Origin of the sequence: Nocardioides sp. NPDC058538 (genome assembly GCF_042719275.1) — a bacterium.
In the GTDB taxonomy this organism is placed as follows: Bacteria; Actinomycetota; Actinomycetes; order Propionibacteriales; family Nocardioidaceae; genus Nocardioides.
This window is the reverse complement of record NZ_JBHXNY010000063.1, coordinates 1-16233: the sequence shown is the minus strand read 5'-3', so window position 1 is coordinate 16233 and position 16233 is coordinate 1. Positions and strand designations below refer to the sequence as shown.

10 protein-coding genes are annotated in these 16233 nt (G+C 65.7%); 6 read left to right on the top strand and 4 right to left on the bottom strand.

Features of this window, described 5'->3' with window-relative positions:
* The first annotated feature begins 181 nt into the window (after window positions 1-181).
* Window positions 182-1507 (top strand): ISL3-like element ISPfr2 family transposase, encoded by a 1326-nt coding sequence (locus ACFWQC_RS27830; RefSeq protein WP_026138135.1) that lies wholly within the window; start codon window positions 182-184, stop codon window positions 1505-1507.
* A gap of 34 nt (window positions 1508-1541) precedes the next feature.
* Here the strand turns inward: ACFWQC_RS27830 and mobF (ACFWQC_RS27825) are convergent, their stop codons facing one another.
* Entirely contained in the window at window positions 1542-4250 is a 2709-nt protein-coding gene (gene mobF / locus ACFWQC_RS27825) for a MobF family relaxase (protein WP_378685932.1), read from the bottom strand.
* 267 nt (window positions 4251-4517) lie between these two features.
* On the opposite strand from mobF (ACFWQC_RS27825), the gene ACFWQC_RS27820 reads away from it, so the two are divergent.
* From ACFWQC_RS27820 to ACFWQC_RS27800, 5 genes are all read left to right on the top strand, one after another.
* Complete coding sequence (locus ACFWQC_RS27820; RefSeq protein WP_378685928.1) at window positions 4518-5243, top strand: hypothetical protein; 726 nt, start codon at window positions 4518-4520, stop codon at window positions 5241-5243.
* A complete protein-coding gene (locus tag ACFWQC_RS27815) occupies window positions 5240-7378 on the top strand; it encodes a GDSL-type esterase/lipase family protein (RefSeq protein WP_378685925.1) in 2139 nt (712 codons plus the stop codon). The genes ACFWQC_RS27820 and ACFWQC_RS27815 overlap by 4 nt, the downstream gene beginning before the upstream one ends.
* Window positions 7350-8081 (top strand): hypothetical protein, encoded by a 732-nt coding sequence (locus ACFWQC_RS27810; RefSeq protein WP_378685922.1) that lies wholly within the window; start codon window positions 7350-7352, stop codon window positions 8079-8081. The genes ACFWQC_RS27815 and ACFWQC_RS27810 overlap by 29 nt, the downstream gene beginning before the upstream one ends.
* 111 nt (window positions 8082-8192) lie before the next feature.
* Window positions 8193-8684 (top strand): hypothetical protein, encoded by a 492-nt coding sequence (locus ACFWQC_RS27805; RefSeq protein WP_378685919.1) that lies wholly within the window; start codon window positions 8193-8195, stop codon window positions 8682-8684.
* A 522-nt stretch (window positions 8685-9206) separates the two neighbouring features.
* Window positions 9207-9815: a DUF6338 family protein gene (locus ACFWQC_RS27800; RefSeq protein WP_378685917.1), complete on the top strand. Its 609-nt coding sequence runs from the start codon at window positions 9207-9209 to the stop codon at window positions 9813-9815.
* Here ACFWQC_RS27800 and ACFWQC_RS27795 read toward each other — a convergent pair.
* The 3 genes from ACFWQC_RS27795 to ACFWQC_RS27785 all read right to left on the bottom strand — a co-directional run bounded on the left by ACFWQC_RS27795 (window position 9705) and on the right by ACFWQC_RS27785 (window position 15481).
* Window positions 9705-10136 (bottom strand): hypothetical protein, encoded by a 432-nt coding sequence (locus tag ACFWQC_RS27795; protein WP_378685935.1) that lies wholly within the window; start codon window positions 10134-10136, stop codon window positions 9705-9707. The two genes, ACFWQC_RS27800 and ACFWQC_RS27795, sit on opposite strands and share 111 nt — an antisense overlap.
* Window positions 10137-10206: 70 nt before the next feature.
* Window positions 10207-13764, bottom strand: coding sequence for a MobF family relaxase (mobF, locus tag ACFWQC_RS27790; protein WP_378685914.1), 3558 nt, complete (start codon window positions 13762-13764; stop codon window positions 10207-10209).
* Between the two features lie 331 nt (window positions 13765-14095).
* Window positions 14096-15481 (bottom strand): NAD(P)/FAD-dependent oxidoreductase, encoded by a 1386-nt coding sequence (locus ACFWQC_RS27785; protein ID WP_378685911.1) that lies wholly within the window; start codon window positions 15479-15481, stop codon window positions 14096-14098.
* Window positions 15482-16233 lie beyond the last annotated feature (752 nt).

The window sequence follows — 16233 nt, the reverse complement described above, 5'->3', positions numbered from 1 at the left end:
CCATACCAGAACCGAACCGTCCAGGATGTCGTGAGACCGGCTGTCCACGATGTCACGAGACAGAAGCGTCCTCGATCTCTTGAGACTTCACATAGGTCGGCCGGGCGCGTCGGTCCGCAGATAGACGTCGAGGTCTCCCGACGACGGAGGTTCCTACGCCATCCATCCGAAAGACCTCGACGTGTCCGACGCTACCCCGCCGGCCGGCTTCGGCCGCCCTGACCTGACCGCCTTCGCTCGACTCGACGGCCTCGGTCTGAGCGTGACCGGACAACGACTTGAACCGGATCGTGCGGTCCTCGCGTGCCGCGTGGTGGAACCAGATCAGTGGTGCCGACGGTGCGGCAGCGAAGGCGCTGCTCGTGACACCGTGATCCGGCGGTTGGCCCACGAGCCGCTGGGCTGGCGACCGACCGTGCTGGAAGTTGTAGTGCGCCGCTACCGCTGTGCCGACTGCGGACACGTGTGGCGCCAAGACACCAGCGCCGCGGCGGAGCCACGCGCGAAGCTCTCGCGCACCGGGCTGCGGTGGGCGCTGGAAGGGATCGTGGTCGCACACCTCACCGTCGCCCGTGTCGCCGAGGGACTCGGGGTCGCGTGGGACACCGCCAACAACGCGGTCCTGGCTGAAGGCAAGCGGCTGCTGATCAACGACCCCACGCGGTTTGAGGGCGTGAAGGTCATTGGCGTCGATGAGCACGTCTGGCGCCACACCAGGCGTGGCGACAAGTACGTCACCGTGATCATCGACCTCACCCCGGTCCGTGATGGCGCCGGCCCAGCAAGGCTGCTGGACATGGTCGAGGGCCGGTCGAAGGCGGCGTTCAAGACCTGGCTCGCCGACCGCGACGACGCCTTCCGTGACGCGGTCGAGGTGGTCGCGATGGACGGCTTCACCGGGTTCAAGACCGCCGCTGCAGAGGAGATCCCGGACGCGGTCACGGTGATGGATCCCTTCCACGTCGTGCGCCTGGCCGGTGACGCCCTCGACAGGTGCCGGCGCCGGGTCCAACTCGCGATCCACGGGCACCGTGGGTTCAGGGACGACCCGCTCTACAAGTCGCGGCGCACGCTGCACACCGGCGCGGACCTGCTCACCGACAAGCAGAGCGACAGGCTACGCGCGCTGTTCGTTGATGACGCTCACGTCGAGGTCGAGGCGACCTGGGGTGTCTACCAGCGCATGATCGCCGCCTATCGCCACGAGGACCGGCAACGTGGCCGCGAGCTCATGGAGAAGCTGATCACCGACCTCAGCGCCGGCGTCCCCAAGGTGCTCACCGAGCTCACCACCCTGGGCCGGACCCTGAAGAAGCGAGCCGCTGACGTGCTCGCCTACTTCGAACGACCCGGCACCAGCAACGGGCCGACCGAGGCGCTCAACGGACGGCTCGAACACCTGCGCGGCTCCGCACTCGGGTTCCGCAACCTGACCAACTACATCGCCCGAAGCCTGCTCGAGACCGGCGGCTTCAGACCCCAACTCCTACACCCCCGATTGGGATGAGCCCCGAACGTCGCTCTGATGGCTGTGGCCGGCGTCAGAGTCCGATGCCTGGGTCCCTGGCCGGTGTCGGTGTCGTTCGCGGAGGTCCTTGTCGTCGTCTCGTGACCACCCGTTGGTCCGCTGAGAGCGGCCGACGTGCCCGTCCGACGTAGCGTGGGGCGCCGTCAGGTCCGTAACGTTCGACGTCCTCAGCGGCCCGTTGCGCGGCGTGGGTCGGGCCGAGGTCGGCGCGGTCGCGGCCGAAGACTGCAACCCACTGGTTCCGGGCGTCTTCGAGATTCTCGGCGATGAGGTGGGCAATGTTGTGGTCGCGTCCGCGCGTCATGGCCACGTATGCCGAGGAGCCGCTTGTGTGCTCGCCGACCAGCACGTGCGCGGTCGGGACGGTGGCGCCTTGGATTCCGTGAGCGGTGGTCGCATAGGCAAGCTCCACGTGCTCGGTGACGTAGTCATGCGGGAGCCGTCGACGGCCCGGGGCGCCGGTGACGATCAGGTCGCCGCGTTTGACGGCGGTGACAGTCCAGGTTTCGCGGTTGGCGACACCCGTGGTCGTGTCGTTCTGACGGGTCGCGACGATGTCGCCGACGCCGATCCGTTCACTTTTGGCCGTTATGACTCCGTCGTAGACCTCGCCGGTGATCCGGCGGAAGTCGTGGACCAGCCCATTGATCTTGCCGACCTGCTCGCGGGTGTCAGCCACCACCGCCTCGCCGCGCTGAGCGAGGCCGGCGAGCGCGGCGAGCCGTTCGACCTCGCTTCCGTGGACCTTGATCTCCCCGCGACGAGCCAGCTCGTCGAAGACCGCTCCCGGGGCCTCTGCGCGGCGCATCTGCAGGCTCAGCTCGGCATAGCGCGGGTCGCTGAAGCGACGTACGCCATCCAAGGTCAGGTGTCGGTCGGGGGCATAGCGACAGGCGAGATCGAGCACTCCCCCACGACCGACCGCCGGCAACTGGTGCCGGTCCCCGACGAGCGCGATCCGGGCGCTGGCGTCGTCCGCCAAGGCCACCAGGGCACGAGCGCTGTCCTGGTCGAGCATGCCGGCCTCGTCCACCACGAGCAGGTCACCAGGAGCCAGGCGCGCTTCGGGGCCTGCGTCGGTCGCGACCCGACCCCACCGACCATTGGCGTCCCAAGGGAAGCCGTGCTGATGCAGCAGCCACGCGGCCGAGTCCGCTGTCGCACCCGTCTCTGCCGTGGCGATCTGCGCGGCTTTCCTGGTCGGCGTCACGACGAGCATGCGCCGCCCCTGGTCCCGGACCAGCGCGTTCGTCACCGCGAGCGTCGCCGTCTTGCCCGCACCCGCCGCACCCTCGAGCACCACCAGAGCACCCGGTCCGGCCATCTGAGCAGCGGCAGCAGCCTGCTCCGGATCCAGGCGGGCCAGCCACGAGCGAGCCCCACGCGGCAGCGCCGCCCTTCCGCCAACCTCCGCGCGGCTGACGAGCCGGTCGACCAGGTCCCGCTCGACTGCGACCACCTGCGGCGACGTCAACGCACGCACATGCTCCGGTACGTCATCGCGGCCGAGCAACGGAACCGACTCCGCCACCACCCGCGCCGCGAGATCCTCGGCCAGCTCCTGCCGAACCGCTGCGTCAACAACCACATCGACAGTAGCGATGAGCTGCTCGACCTCACCTCGAGCATCAGCCGTGTTCCAAGCCGAGCGACGCGCACCCAGCCTGTTCAACGCTTCCGCGACCAAACGCTCCCTGTCCAGCCTCCCCACCCGTGCCGGGCGCAGCTTCACCGGCCTCCTCGGCGGTCTGAACCCCAGGTCGGCGAGCTCGTCGCGCCAGTGTTGCTCCAGCTCCGCACCCGAGGTCGGCGCCACCTTGTCCGGACGCGCGTCCGCCCACGCCCGCCGATCCCACGCCCGCCGCAGCCCCGGGCCAGGCTCCTCTCCCGGGTGCTCCTCCCGCCACGAGGCCTCGTACCGGTCCATGTTGCGTTCGATCTGCTTCGACCGAGAACTGAACGCTCCCACGTACGGCTCCAGCTCAACAATCTCTCCCGACTCCGCGTCCAGGTGATAGCCAAGCCCTGCCAGCACTGTGCGGAAGCCGGGGTCGGCCTGGACCGCGGCCTGCCCGATCCCATTGATCGCCTCGATGCTCTCCCTCACCCCGACCGTGTGTAGACCCCGCCACCGATCTGCCGCCCACACCCGAGCGTTGAACTGCAGATGGATGTGCCGATGGGGATCACCCGCCCGCGAGGTGAAGTGCCGGATCGCCGCCGCCTCCATCCGCTCCACCGGCACCTGCACCTGCCGCCCTCGCGGCCCCACCCGCGTGGTCGCATGCTCCCCCACCCATGCCAGGATCTGCTCGACCGCCCGCTCCTGGGCAGCGTCGTAGGCGGCGCTGATCTCGGGATGCACCGCAGCCGCTAACGACCACGACTTCGGCCCGTTCACCGCCACCTCGAGGAACTTCACCCCGTGCTCGTCGGACCGCAGCCGACCCTTCGGCTTCCCGGTCTCGAGGTCATGGCCGGCAACCCACCGCTCATACGTGTCGCCGTCCATCGCGCCCGCCTCCACAACCACGCCGTCGTCGACGAGGTAGCGCGCCGCGCATCCGGTGCCCTCACCCAGGTAATAGTCGTCCGCGGCTGAGCGGTCCGCCTCGACATAACGACGCGCATTCGCCGCTGTGCCGGTGTAGAACTTCACCCCGCCATGCACCTCGCGCGCCTCCGTCAACAACCGTCGACGACCATGAAAACCGCAGGTCATCACCGCATTTCCTACTCAAATGCGTAGCATGCGTGCCGATGGATTAGAAGGGCGTAGGGCCAGTTGGAAGAAGCACGTTCGCGGACCGTCAACGTCCGTCATGAGCCGTCCAGTCAGGTCGGTGAACGAAACGATCGAAACAAACGCGCGCAGCGGAGTTGCGATCGTTGCGATCTGACTAATTGCCCCCATGGGTACGACCGAGGCTGTTACCTTCTCCGGGCGCCGCAGCATGTGGCGCACAGACGGAGACAGGGAGAGACATACATGAAGCTACACAAGCGCACACTGGCGGCCGCAGTCGTCGCCGCCGTTCTGATCGGGGGATGCATCGGCCTGAAGAACGACCAAGCCAGCGCGTCAACAGCCGCGAAACCCCAGGCCGCCGAATCGAGCGAGCCTCAAGTAGCCACGTCGGACAAGTCTCAGTCATCCGCGAGCAAGGACTCGAAGAAGGTATCGGTCGGAAAAGGCAAGGTGGCGCCTGATCCAGCCGCGAGCAAGGCTGGCAAGCCCCCGGCGAAGACTGCAAAGGGCCAGGACGCGGCCGTGGAGGGTTTCGTCGAGGCCATGGCTTGGGCACTCACCTCCGAGGTGAGCGCGGCCTCCCCGCAACAGGTTGGCGAGGCGCTCGGCGAGAAACTCAACTTCGCAGACGCCACGCTGATCGAGGGGTTCGACCGCAGCGGCGGAGCCTCGGTGGCCATCGAAGAGGGCGCCTATCGAGTCTTGGGCTACTCGGGCTCAGCGGAGAACCCCGACCAGGTCATGGTGGAAGTCTCGGTGCCCATGACCATTGACGGACGTCGAAACCGCATGATCGCTGGCGGCGTGATGGTGCTCACCTCCGAAGGCTGGAAGGTTGCCAGCATGCGCCCACGCGAGGTCAAGCCCGACGAGACCGTGGTTGACCAGGCCGACATCGTCGAGGAATTGACGGCGGGCGACCAGGGGTTGGGCTGGCAGCGCTTCCTCAGCGGCGGTGAGGGATGAGCGACATCCTCGCTAGAGCAACGCGGGGCTTGATCGCTCTCAGTCTGGCGGCCAGTGTGCTGGTCGGGGTGCACATCGTGTCCTCGACACCGGCGTCGGCGGCAGCGGCCTACCGCATCCTGGTCACGGGTGACTCAATCACCCAAGGATCGAACAGCGACTACACGTGGCGCTACCGGTTAGTCAAGAAATTGAACCAGACCGCACCCGGTGAGTTCGAGATGGTCGGCACGCGCTCCACACTCTTCAACAACGTCACCAACGAACAGGGCTCGACGAACTACGCTGACAGTAACTTCACTGGCAAGCAGCACTCGGCTCTGTGGGGCACGACCTACGAGATTCAGGTCGACAACATTGCGAGCCAGGTCTCGAGTACCAACGCGAACGTTCTGGTGACGATGCTGGGATCGAATGACCTCGCGTACCGCACTTCTCCCGCAGCGACCATCGAGAACGTTCGACTATTCATTCAGAGGGCCCGAGCAGCGAACCCAGGCATTGACATCGTCATCGGCGAGGTCGTCACCAAGTGGGATCCGTGGAGCGGCAGCATCAATCTCACCGCGGAGACTCAGGACTACGCATCTCGTCTGGCGACCTTAGCGTCGTCGCTGAACACCTCCAGCGAGCGCGTGGTCATTGCCAATACGCGCAACGGATGGGACCCGACGAAGCACACCTGGGACGGCACGCACCCGAACGCCACGGGCGAGACGCTCATCGCCCAGCGCATCTCGGAGGGCCTCGCCAAGATCGGGATCGGAGCGGCCTCCCCGAACATCTTCCAGACCACGAGCTGGAACGTTGAGGCCCCTCAGCCCTCCGTTGCCACGGCAACCGAGAAGGCCACGTTGTCGTGGTCCCGTAATTCGACTGGCGCGACCGGCATGTTCATCCAGACCCGAATCGAGAACATCAACCAAGCGTGGCAGGAGTTGCCGTACGCGGTCGGCAACCCGGACAGCTGGACCCTCGATCCGCTTGCAGCCGGCGGCACCTACCAGTTCAGACTCCGTCCAACCAAGGGATTCATGGAAGGAGACGCCGGATCCTCGGTGCAGCGCACGATTGATGGCATCACGCCTGGCGCGCCAACCGGCCTCGTCACCACCCCCGTCGCAACCGACTCCACCGGCGGCGTTCAGATTAGGATGTCGTGGAACGCTGGCTCCAACGCGCAGGGGTACATTCTGGCCCAACGGCGGTACCCAGGGACGGCGGGTTTCACCGAGCTCCCCTACCCGATCACCGGAACCTCATGGACGTTCGGCCTCTTGGATGCTGGCCGCTACTACGCCTTCCGTACTCAGTCGAGCCGAGGATTCCTGACCTCCGGATGGGCAACTGGCGCGACCAAGCGGTCCAAGGGCATCCCGTCCAACGCCAGTTACGCGGTCGTCGGCGACTCTTACGCTGCAGGAAACGGCATGTATCGGGACCCGTATGCCTACGACGACTTGGAGTGCGTCCGCGCCTCCGACAGTTGGTCCTCGCATGTGGCCTCGTATTACAGCCCCTACCGCAGGATCGTTGCCTGCTCTGGGGCCGCGATCGCCGACGTCGACAACATCCAGGCAGGCCTCGCGGAGGATCACTTCTCGTCCGCAAGTCCCAACGCGGCCAAGATGATGACCGTCAGCATCGGTGGCAATGATGTGGGATTCGCCGCTTGGCTCGGGCGCTGCGTCACATCAAACTGCAATACCCCAGAGAATGAGGCGGACTTCACCTCCACAGTGAACCTGACTGAACAACGCCTCGCGGTGTTGTACTCGCGACTCGCAGACCGGTTCCCGTACACCGACATCATCGCCATGGGGTATCCCTCGCCTGTTGGCGACACGCCGGGAGGGCTATGTGGCGTCGCCATCGACCAGGGGGAGGCCAACTTCATCTGGCGAGGAGTCATACACCTCAACGGCGCCATCGACCGGGCTGCTACCCAGAGTGGCGCTTGGACGGGTCTGGGCTTGCGCATCGAGAATGAATTCCGTACTCACGGCGCATGCGACGACGATCCTTGGATCCATGCAGTCAGCACTCCTAAGGAGAATTCCTTTCACCAGAATCAGGCCGGACACCTTCGCTACGGGATGATCATCAATGACTACCTCATCGACCGCACGAGCTAAGCCCCGCATCTTCGCCCTGCTCGCGGCGGTACTGGTGCTCGTCGGCGGGTGCTCGTCCGACATGGGAGAGTCAAGCCAGGGGGTGATCTCGACATCGACCCCGGGGGCGAAACCGACGCAGCATGAGCCAGGAGCAGCGACTTCCTTCACCAAGGTGGAGCAAGACAAGCTCGCGGATGTCAACGTCAAAGCCTTGACCGACACCGTTGCATGGGATGGGGTGACCGAGGCATCTCGTACTCCCGCTGACCCGAGGTACGGAGAGCGCTTCGCAATTCTCGCCGCGCACTACCTCACGGACAGCCGGGGCCACGAGCTCACTGCTTCCCAAGTCGACCAACTCCTGGACGCACCGACGACTCTCCATCGCTACCTGATTGCGGACCATGCGACGCAGGTAGATCTCGAAACGAGACGCCACATCGACCCACATGTCAGCCCATGGATCAGGTCCGATGTCCCGGAGAACGGAGCATCGGTCGTGCACACCCAGCTCAACGCGTACACCCGCGCCTCGGTCAATGGACAGCCGGCAGATGCATGGGTGCGGTTCCGGGTCGACGTGCAGCACGACGGGACCCGGTGGTGGCTGACGGGCTTCAATAATGCGTTGGGGTCGTTCGAGGTCGAACTGACTGAGCGTCACAAGCAGCTGTACTTCTATTCCGGCGAGGGTTGGCGGCGTATCCCTGCCTTGAAGTAGCGCGTTCAGCAGGGCGTGGTCATCCGAAACATTCCCGGATGACCACGCCGCTGCGCCCCTGAATACAATGACAAGACGGCGAACAGCACGCAGATGCTCTACCGTTGCGCCGTGTCCACGCCACCTGACCCTCCAGCGCCAGCCGAAAGGCGTCCCGCAGCGGAGGCTCTCACCATTGTCACCACAACTGTCGTAGTTGGGTGCCTGACCGTATCGGCGCTGGCCACGGGCTGGGTCGTCCTCGCCGGTCTTGGCGGCGACTGGGCTCGGCTGATCGCGTTCCTCGGCCTGAGCGTCGCAGGGCTGGCATTGCTGGCGGTGGCCCCCCATGCACTGATGCTGCGTTGGATCAAGCGTTATCGCCGATCTCCGATATCGCCATGGCCCACCCTTGCCGCTGTGGCCGCGACCGCAATTCCTTTTCCTGCAACGCTCTTGACCATCTCCCGAGAACCTTTGATGCTGTTCAACGTCCTCATTGCCACCCTTGGGGTGCTGCTGTTCGTAGAGATCATTCTCATGGTTCACCTGTCAGAGCACGACAAGCGCCGGATCGGGATCAGCAGGGCCAACGGTCGCGACGGCGACGCCGGACACGACTGACGGATTCTCCGCTGTGCCTTCCAGGCGACGCAGGCACGGTCTACTGTCCGCTCACCGTCCGGTCGAGAGTCACTCCAGCCCGTTGACAGCCGTCGACAGAAATCGCGTTTCCGCAGGTCAACCACATATCGCCATCGACAGCCAACAACACCATCCCCGAAGGAATAGATCCCGGCTTACTATCGGCTTGCACGTCAGGGATCGGCAGACTGGCTCCGCGGGGTCCAATCGGGCAGATTGTCGGTGCTTCAGGCCTCGGCAATGATTCCGCAGAGATTCCGCAGGAGAACCATTCATGCCCGTCAGCGACCACCGCCACCCAATGGATAAGTCGCCCCTGAGCTGCGGTTTCGCAACCTGCCAGCACCAACCCCATGTCGCTCGGGCGTTCGAGCTCTACTACGACATCTGATCCGGCACTTTTCAGCGCCCGTCAGCGTCTGCTGAAATCGGCGGCTGACCTGGCAGGACACCTCTCGGTGTCTTCCAGCGTCAGCCGCCGGTTTTCGTTGTCTCGTGCCCATGGCGTGCCCATGGGCACAGCCACAGACGGCCGCCGCGACAGGCGGTCGGCGGTTTACGCTCGACCTACCGGCGTTCGTAGCGTCGCCCGGGAAATACGCGCGCGGTTCGTTCGACCTCGTCGGCGGCTGGTTCATGCTGTTTATCGGCTTGGCCACGACACTCGCAGCGCTTGGAGCTGGCCTGCTCAACGGCGCGCGGATTTCAGGCAAGTTGCATGCCGCCGCGGTGGCATGCCGCCTCCTCCCGGCGGGGGCGGCGCGTACGCGGTCTGGGTGGACGCACGTGGTTCGAGAATTCGAGCCGGATGCGTACAAGCAGGTCACCTGTCTCCTGGACGATGGCACGCGGGTCGTCGGCTGGTTGACCCCCTACGGCACCGTGCCCGAGGACGTGCCTGATCGAGACGTCGTTCTCGCCGCGCCGTTGATCTTCTATCGGCCCGATGGCGGCGCGGACGTAGCGAGTCACGGTGCGGTGTCGCTCAGCGCACGTCGATCAAGTACCTGTACGTCGACAACTGGCCAGAGCCACCCGACCCGAGCGAAGACGTCGACTGCGATCCCGAGAGTGCGGTTGCTGACCCCGCTCCATCTGAGACCTGAGTAGCGTCTTCAGCCGCCGCCGACGTTGACGAGAAACGGCCAACCTGAACGGCGTGATCAGCGCGTTGAGGGTGAACTTGAAGGCGTTCCAGACACAGAGCATCGCGAAGAAGCCCAGCCATGGCGGTCCGCCACGGTCCAGGATGCTCACCAGTGCGTCGGCGGCCCAGGCGCAGCCGGGCGTCACCACGAGCGCAGCGGGGATCGCCCAGTTGATGCCGCGGCGGGTGCGGAGCCAGGCGATGGCGATGTTCGTCGGCGCGTACGCCTGGAGGTAGCTGCAGATGTTGGCGCTGAGGCACCAGGCCACGATGAAGATGATCATGAGTCCTCCCGGTGATGACAGGGTTCCTCCCGCCAGCGTTGTTGGCATCCCGCAGCTGGTGCCCCTTCATCTATGCCCGTGTGGATAACTGCACGTGCTGCGGTTCGGGACGCCTTATGGTCCCTGGATCGACGGACCGGCGCTCCCTGCGCCGATCATGGATGGGGCGATCGCGGCGTTCGTCGCGGTGGTGCGCGCGGTCTGCGTCGGCTCGCTGGGCGACCGAACCCGGTCGCACGCCAAGGGGTACGTCGCTGCCGATCTGATATCGGTCGCGGTAGGCGGCGATGGTGACGACGGCGTGGAACCAGCGATCGCGGGCAGCTGGGTCGGTGGGTGGCGTGCCCATGCGCTGTAGCCATGGCGGAGCAGTCTGGACCGCCTGTTCGGCGAGTGCTCGAGCCCTCGACTCGATCAAGGCCGCACGCTCGCTGAGCGCAGTGTCGTACTCGTCCGGCATCGGCCCGCTCACGGCTGGGATAAGGCCGGCGACGAAGCGCCCCCTCGTCGATGTTCGTCGACTGGATGCGAGGCGGAGTCGGTGGTGGAGCACGGCCGCGATGTCTTCGGCGTCGCCGAGCCCACGTCGTCCGACCGTCTTCTTGAGCACGTTGCCTGGGTCTCGGCCGTCAGCTTCGATCCTGCGCAACACAGCGGCCAACGGGCCAAAGGCGTCGGAGTTGATGACTTCGTCTGTTTGGTCCGGGGTGAGGCCCGACGTACGAATCATTGTGCTCCAGCGGTCGCGCTGGGCGTGCGCTGCGAGGGATTCGTACTCAGCCGCAAGCTGGGCGATCGATGTCCAGGTCTCCTGCTCGGCTCTGATGGACTGGTGAGCGGACAGCTCGGCGCCCGCGTGTCGAAGTACGGCGTGGAGGACTGTCGCCGCGGTGACCTCGTCATCCGCAGGGACAGTGTGGGTTTCGTCAGGCTGGTCGAGGGCCACATAGGCGGTATTGGTGTCGCGGCCGCGCGTCATCGCGACGTACAGATGTTCGCGGGTCGTTCTCGCGGTGACCAGGACGTGCGCCGTGTCGACGGTGAGGCCCTCGGCTCGGTGGGCGGTGACGGCGTAGCCGAGGTCGACGTGGGCCGCGACATAATCGGCGGGGAGGGTGAGCGTGGCCCGGTGGCCGTGCTGGCGGCGTACGGTCATGGAGCCGTCGCGGTGGACCTGAGTCACCTCCCATCGGTGGCCGTTGCGGACCCAGGTGCCGGTGAGCGTACGAAGGGTGCGGTCGTTGCGTCGGGTGATCACCCAGTCGCCGATCGATGCGCGATGCTCGTCGGCGAGAACCGCCTCACGCCCCGGGAGGGTCTGGCCGGTCCGGAGCCGGATGGCTCGCAACTCCTCGTTGATGGCGTGGACCTGCTGGCGGGTCTCGGCGATGAGGAGGGTCGCCTTGCCATCGCGTAGGTCGTACTGCCACGCCTGGCGGGCTTGGGTCGCGATCTCGTCCGTGGTGCCTGCGCGAAGGCGGTCGTGGCGGGCGTAGGCGCTGACCGCTACCGGGTTGCCGTCACGCAGCGCGAGGGACGCTGCCCTCTCCCACTCGTTGGCGAAGCGGTGGACGTCGTTGAGAGTCGCGACGTCGGCTCGGCTGGAGACGAGGAGGGCGAACGCTCCCCCGGCGTCGACCGCGTCGATCTGGGCCGGGTCGCCCACGAGCAGCACCTTCGCTCCGGCCTCGACCGCGATGTCTGTGATCGTCACGAGCGTGCGGGTGTCGGCCATGCTGGCTTCGTCGATGATGACCAGGTGGTCCGGCTTGAGTTCGACCGCCGGGTTGGCTCGGCCGTGCTCGTGCAGCCACTTGGCGGTGTTCTCGCAGCTGATGCCGAGATCGTTCGCAAGCACCTCAGCGGCGGCGGCCGACGGCGCCAGGCCGACAACGGACCGCCTTCCGTACGTCCTCTCCCAGGCCGCGCGAAGTGCTCGCATCGTGGTGGTCTTGCCGGCGCCCGCTGGCCCGACCAGCACGTCGATCCGCCTGCCTGACGAGACGATCTGGGCCACCGCCTGAGACTGCTCGTCGCTGAGCTTGCCTGCTCGCTGCGCTCGTCTGGTCACCGCTCGAGCATCCTGCACTGCGATGGTCCTCGCGCTCCTGTCATCGGCTCGGGCAAGGAGACGTTCCTCGGCATCAAGCACCGCCGCCGAGGAGTAGACGAATGCGTGACGCGGACGGAACACGCTCGTGCCGTCGTCACGCTGAAACTCCGGCGGGCTCGGCGCCAGCTCCGGTGGGCTCAGCAGGACGGACCTTCTCTCGGCTGTCCTCACGATGCCAGCCACCACGATCTCGCGATCCTCGACGCTTGCGAAGCGCCACCCCATCGTCTGCCGCGACGCCTCGGCCCACAGGTTCCAATGGCGCCAAGTCGTACGCTTCTGCCCCACCTCAACCAGGACCCGGCCGCCGATCTCATCAATCACCGCCTCGCTGACGTCGTCGGGTCCCACGAACGCCGGAGTGCCAGAGCTCGTGACTGTGCGAGACCAGGCGGTCGCATCGGCACCGAGCACCTTGCCTGCTCGGGTGCGCCACTCCGCGGTCAGAGCGGCCAACGACCGTACGTGCTTCTCTGGCCGGGTGGCCAAAGTCGCCTGCGCGCGCAGTTCGACGATGATCTTGTTGGACGGCCGCCGACCATGGGTCGCGACGTACTCGCTGATCAGCCTCTCCTTCTCGACCTCGATCGCACGGGTCCGCGAGGAGAACTCCCTGATCAGTTCGTCGGGAACTCCAGTGATCTCCCACTGCGGATTTCGCTCCGGGCCACGGTTGCGCAGGTCCCAGCCGATCCCGAACGTGCCGGTGAGCCGGTCGGCGAGGACGGCGTTGTAGTACGCCGAGATGGCAGTCACTGCTGCGTGCATCGGTCGGCCGTCCAGGCTGCGCCACCGTTCGTCAAGGAGAGTCTTGACTTTGTTGGAGATCACGACGTGCGTGTGCAGCTGCGGATCACCAAGGCGCGAGTCCCAATGGTCGTACGCTGCCGCGGCCACCCCGGCGACGCCAACCTGCGCAACTGCCCCATTGCGTGCAGCGACTCCCGTACGAGTCGCAGCTACCTCTCGCTCCATGAACGCCAGCATCTCGGCCACGGCCGCGTGATGAGCCGCAACGATCAGTTCCTGGGTGTTCGCGTCAGCTACTCCCCACAGCGTCGAGACAGACTTCGGGACGCTGAAGGTGTAGTCGTAGCCGGCCACCGCCCGGTGGCACCCTCGTGAGGCCTCGTCAGCCTCTATCCGTGCGGTCTCGGCATCGACCTCGTCCGGGGTCAGACTGGGATCAAGTTCTCCGACCCGCTCGCCGATCCGCTCGGACGGGCTCTTGTAATCGGGGTACGCGCGGCCAAGCGACTCCCCCGTCATCGGATCACGGCCCTGGCCGATGAGGAGCGCGAGCTGAGACTCCGTCACCCGGTCACCCTCGGTGAGTCCGCCAGCACGGAGGGCCGCGAGGCCGGCCCCGGTCCACCGACCTGGTGGTGTGCCCGTCTCGGCGTAGTACCTAGTCAGAGGAGTCGACAATGCGCGGTTGCCGTCCCCGACGGCAACGCTGCGAAGCAGGTAGCGGTAGCCGTCGCCCGCGGACATCACCCGCATCGATACCGTCATGACGCCACCTCCCGCCCGTAAAGGAGGTGTGTTCGCAGCGACAACCAGTCGTCACGTGCGGCAGGCTCAGGTCAAGCCGTTTTGGCTACATCTCAGCGCGCGGCATTGAACGGTTCTCAACGTAGAATCTCGCGCCGCATCGGCGACAAACAGATGAAGTCAACGCCAAACAAGTCCTGATGCATGAACTCTGGGCCATCAGGGCCATCAGGGCCGACACGCCGAGAGCATTTCATTGTTGGCGCCGGGCTGCTGTCCAGCATCGCTACGCTGCCAGTCACGAGGAGGCGGGGACACAGGTGACAGAGGCGTCGCACGAGATCGGCCGTGCTCAGTGTCCCAACGCCTTCCAGAACCACGACGCCAGCCGGGACGGCCTGCCGGACTTGGCCTCGCTGCGGTCAGCGAGGCTGAACGCGGTCGTGCCTGCGTTCACGCCAATCCAGCGCAGCGGCTCGGGTTCCCATCGGGGCGAGGTTCGTCCTGCCCATGGTAGGGCGCGGATGTCGGAGTCGAGGTCGAGAATCTCCGCAGCCAGTGTGCGGCCGGCGAGGTTTGCCGTCGCGACACCGTCTCCGACGTATCCGCCTGCCTGCGCGAGACCGGTCCGTCTGTCGTAGGAGACCGACGGGAACCAGTCCCGTGGGATGCCGAGGTTGCCGCCCCAGGCATGCGTGAACTCCACTCCAGCGAGCTGGGGGAAGAGTTCAACGAGCGTGCCCCGCAACATGTCGTGGACTCCCTCGTCACAGTCGAACTCGGGCCGCACCTTTGAACCGAAATGGTAAGGCGCGCCACGGCCCCCGAAAGCGATGCGGCCGTCGCGCGTGCGCTGGCCATAGATCCGGAGGTGGCGTTTGTCGCTGAAGGTCTCGCGCTCCGCCAGTCCGACCTCCTGGAGGAGATCGGTCGGGAGTGGCGCGGTCGCGACCATGAGGGAGTACATCGGCACGATGTCCCGATGCGCACCAATCAGCTGCGGCGTATAACCCTCGGTGGCGCGCACCACTGCCTTTGCCCGGACGTCCCCACGGCTCGTCCGCACGGCTCCGGGCGCGAGCTCGATGGCCTCCGTGTTCTCGTAGATCTGTACGCCGCGAGCGCGGACCGTCTCCGCGAGACCGCGTACAAGCTTCGCCGGCTGCACAGCCGCACAATGGGGCGTGAACGTCCCACCCAACACGTTCGAAGCGCCGACGCGTCGACTCGCCTCCGCGCCGTCTACGAACTCGAGGTCGTCCTGGCTGAAACCCCAGTTCCGCCAGTTCGCTACCTCTGCGTGAGCGCGGGCAAGCTGGGCCTCGTTGCGAGCGACGGACACATAGCCGCCATGTGTCCAATCGCAGTCGATCTCTTCAAGATCGACAACCCGACCAACCTCGCTGACCGTCTCGAACATCGCCCGTTGCATGGCGAGCGCTGCCTCACGTGAGCTCTCGGTTGCAACCTTGCGGAATGTAGCGGGGAAGATCGCCGAACACCATCCGCCGTTGCGGCCCGACGCGCCGAACCCGACGAACTCCTTTTCCAAGATCGCGATCTTCAACGACGGATCCGCTTCCGAGAGGTAGTACGCAGCCCAGAGACCGGTGTAGCCTCCGCCGACGACCACCACATCCACATCTATATCCCCCGGAAGCACCGCTTTCACGGTGCCATCCATGCCGGCATCTTCGTGCCACAGGCTCAGGTATGCGGGGACGTGTTGAGTGCTCATGGACGAACACTGACATCTCGGTGCCGCCGACTGAATCGGACGTTGATCACAAGCTCACCGTCCGAACTGTCGTTCAGCACAACGCGCCAATTGGACGCACCTGGGTGCGGCCGGGTGGTGTTGTCGCACCGCTCTGCGATGGCCGACGTCTGCTGGAACCGCTACTGGCGAAGTTCGATTTACAGAACCCATCGGCAATCCTCAGAAAGATACGGCTCACACGCCAGGCAGCGTGGCTCGTCACAACCCCCGCAGGGCACAAGCTGACCCCCGCAATCGTCGCAGGCCAAACGATTTCGGGACTGAGTCTTCGACCAACCGGTCTTCGCGGTCCTCGGCCAAGGCCTTGTTCCCGCGGATTGCCGTGTCACCGTCATTGTCTCCACGCTCCTCGATCCTCGGCGTCCGCAGATTTGCAGTGCCACAGGAATCAGTGTGACGCCCCGAGACTCTCGCTGCTTTGTCGGATTCAGAAGGAGGAAGTGGGCCGATGTCTCCTTCCTTGCAACGGCAAAGACAGGCCGAAGACCAGCAGGCTCTGGCTATCTCAACTCCGGTGCCGCTGAACAACTTGGAGCCTTGAAGCGGTCGGTGATTACAACAGAACGTGTGGCCATCGGCACGCCGGCACCGCGGTGCCGGCCTCGGCGACTGACTGGTCAAGTCCCAGGTAGTGGTGTAGCGCTGCGTTCTCCTTGATGAGGGGTCAGGCAGTCAGCGCGGGCAGGTCATCAGCTCCGATCTCGGGTTCG

Bases quoted from the DNA above. Each gene is read 5' to 3' on its own strand.
- mobF (WP_378685932.1), bottom strand. From the start codon at position 4,250: ATGACCTGCGGTTTTCATGGTCGTCGACGGTTGTTGACGGAGGCGCGC.
- ACFWQC_RS27820 (WP_378685928.1), top strand. From the start codon at position 4,518: ATGAAGCTACACAAGCGCACACTGGCGGCCGCAGTCGTCGCCGCCGTT.
- ACFWQC_RS27815 (WP_378685925.1), top strand. From the start codon at position 5,240: ATGAGCGACATCCTCGCTAGAGCAACGCGGGGCTTGATCGCTCTCAGT.
- ACFWQC_RS27810 (WP_378685922.1), top strand. From the start codon at position 7,350: ATGACTACCTCATCGACCGCACGAGCTAAGCCCCGCATCTTCGCCCTG.
- ACFWQC_RS27800 (WP_378685917.1), top strand. From the start codon at position 9,207: ATGGCGTGCCCATGGGCACAGCCACAGACGGCCGCCGCGACAGGCGGT.
- ACFWQC_RS27795 (WP_378685935.1), bottom strand. From the start codon at position 10,136: ATGATCATCTTCATCGTGGCCTGGTGCCTCAGCGCCAACATCTGCAGC.
- mobF (WP_378685914.1), bottom strand. From the start codon at position 13,764: ATGACGGTATCGATGCGGGTGATGTCCGCGGGCGACGGCTACCGCTAC.
- ACFWQC_RS27785 (WP_378685911.1), bottom strand. From the start codon at position 15,481: ATGAGCACTCAACACGTCCCCGCATACCTGAGCCTGTGGCACGAAGAT.